The organism is Micromonospora sp. DT4 (assembly GCF_049841675.1).
GTDB lineage: Bacteria > Actinomycetota > Actinomycetes > Mycobacteriales > Micromonosporaceae > Micromonospora.
The window spans coordinates 1-1,991 of the sequence record NZ_JBNCKT010000258.1; the positions used below are offsets into that span (position 1 = coordinate 1).

The 1,991-nt window shown below is 69.9% G+C and carries 2 protein-coding genes, 1 tRNA gene and 1 pseudogene; all 4 read right to left on the bottom strand.

Annotated elements, in window-relative coordinates:
* Nucleotides 1–134: 134 nt before the first annotated feature.
* A complete protein-coding gene (locus ACLQ24_RS29425) occupies nucleotides 135–314 on the bottom strand; it encodes a DUF397 domain-containing protein (protein ID WP_425894997.1) in 180 nt (59 codons plus the stop codon).
* Nucleotides 315–416: 102 nt separating this feature from the next.
* A tRNA-Ile gene (locus ACLQ24_RS29430) sits at nucleotides 417–493 on the bottom strand.
* A 15-nt stretch (nucleotides 494–508) separates the two neighbouring features.
* Entirely contained in the window at nucleotides 509–1,333 is an 825-nt protein-coding gene (locus ACLQ24_RS29435) for a hypothetical protein (protein ID WP_425894998.1), read from the bottom strand.
* 44 nt (nucleotides 1,334–1,377) lie between these two features.
* Nucleotides 1,378–1,920, bottom strand: a pseudogene (locus ACLQ24_RS29440) (FAD-dependent oxidoreductase); the annotation flags it as partial.
* Nucleotides 1,921–1,991: the final 71 nt, after the last annotated feature.

Consider the following 1,991-nt stretch of genomic DNA (forward strand, 5'->3'; position numbering starts at 1 on the left):
CATCGACATCGCCACCATCAAGATCTGGCTCCGCGACCTCGCCCGCGAAACCTGATCCACAAGACACGGCCTAGTTGCCGTCCGTGAAAACATCATCGAGTACGCGTCTCGCCCGGGCGTGCTCCGGGAACGGGTCAGCGAGGCTGCTTGGCGCTGCTAATGAACGCCGCCCAAGCGGCCGGCGCGAAGCTCAACACCCCAGCATCCGGAGCCTTGGAATCGCGAAGATCGACCCCGATCCCCCGATCACGCACCTCCACGCACTGACCGTTGCTACCGGAACGGCTCGACGTGCGCCAGGCGATACGTTCCATGCTTGCTCAGCTCCCTGATGAACGTGACCGACTCAGCGGGCGACATCGCCAGCATCTTCAGCTTCCGGGGCCGTCGGCAGCATGGCTGACCAGAGGGGTACGTGGTGGGGCGGGCGGGGCTCGAACCCGCGACCGAGGGATTATGAGTCCCCTGCTCTAACCGGCTGAGCTACCGCCCCGGAACCGCGCGGATCTTATCCCGCCCGGTGGATCATTGGCCAGCGGGGATGCGGCCCCGCCTCATCACCGCGCCGTCGCCACAGCAGCACGATAGGCCACGCGAGGATAACAGTGAGCAGCCAGGCTGCCACGACGACGCCCCACAGCCACTCCTGGCCCGGCTCGGTGCCGGCGGCCGCCATGACGTACGTCACCAACAGGCTCGCCGCGCCCGTCACGAGGACGGCGACCCCGCTGACCACGATCATCGCGACCTCCCACCAGGGGCGGTCGGTGAGGCTGAACATCAGCGCGAACGACGAGCGGACCCAGACCCAGCCGGGCCGGTCGACGAAGTCCGGGTGCAGCATGGACCGCTGGGCGGCCTGCATGATCTCCTCCGCGACGGGGGTGCTGCGCACGTACGCGGTGCGCTCCCGGTCGGTGTCGAAGTCGAGCCAGCGTTCCAGGTGTGCCTCGACGACCAGCACGGCGTTGGGCGCCCCGACGGGTGCCGCCTGGGCGCACTCGCGGGCGAAGGCGAAGGCGCGGTCCCCGTCGCCGCTCCACTTCGGGCAGAGCTGCTGGAGCAGGGCCGCCTGTGCGGTGGCGTGGTGGGGGTGCTGCTGGGCGAGCCGGTCGTAGCGACGGCGCGCCTCGTTCTGGCCCAGTTGCAGACCACGGGCGATGATGATCCGTTCGGTCCAGGCGGCCGCCTCGTCGCGGGGTACCGGGCGGTGACGTCGATGAGTACCCGCTCGGCGCGACGCAGGTGCTCGTGGAACTGTTCGAACTGCGACCGGCTGACGTGTTGGGCCCGGTAGGAGCTGCGGATCCGCCCAGCCGTCGGCCGCGATCATAGGTGATCAACTACGGCTGCGGCGTCCTCTTTCGAGGCGCGGGGTCAGCCGACGCGTAGCTCCTCCAGCACCGCTCCGGCGGCACGCCAGCCGCTGGCGAGAGCGCCCTGGATCGATGGGCTGTCCCGGTGGTCACCGGCCACGAACAGCCCTTCGGAGAGCGCGACCGGCTTGCGCAGCCGTCCCTGCGAAGGTGGGGCAGCGGGCAGCGCGTCCGGCACGGACACGGTGGTGAGGTGCGTCCAGTCGGCGGTGGATCGGCCGTACAGCCGGGTCAACTCGGCCCGGACGGTCGGCTCGGGCGGGGCCGTCGGGCCGACCACCGAGGTGGCCACCAGGTGCCGCCCGGCCGGGGCGTACGTGCTGGCGGCATTGCTGAGCACCACCGTGTTCGCCACGATCTCCCGACGGTCGCCGTCGACGAGCAGGATCGGTTCGTCGAGCGGCGGCTCGGGAGCGCTGTGGTAGTACGTGGTGTAGCTGTGCATGCGTACCGTCGCCAGAGCCGGCAGCAGCGCGGCCGCCACGGGCGGGTCGACGGCGACCACGACGGCCCGGCATCTGATGTCGCCGGCCTGCGTGCGGACTAGGGCCTGTCTTGTGGATCATGGTTGGTGGGGTAGGAACATCACGGGTGTCCGGAGTGTTACCCGAGCGC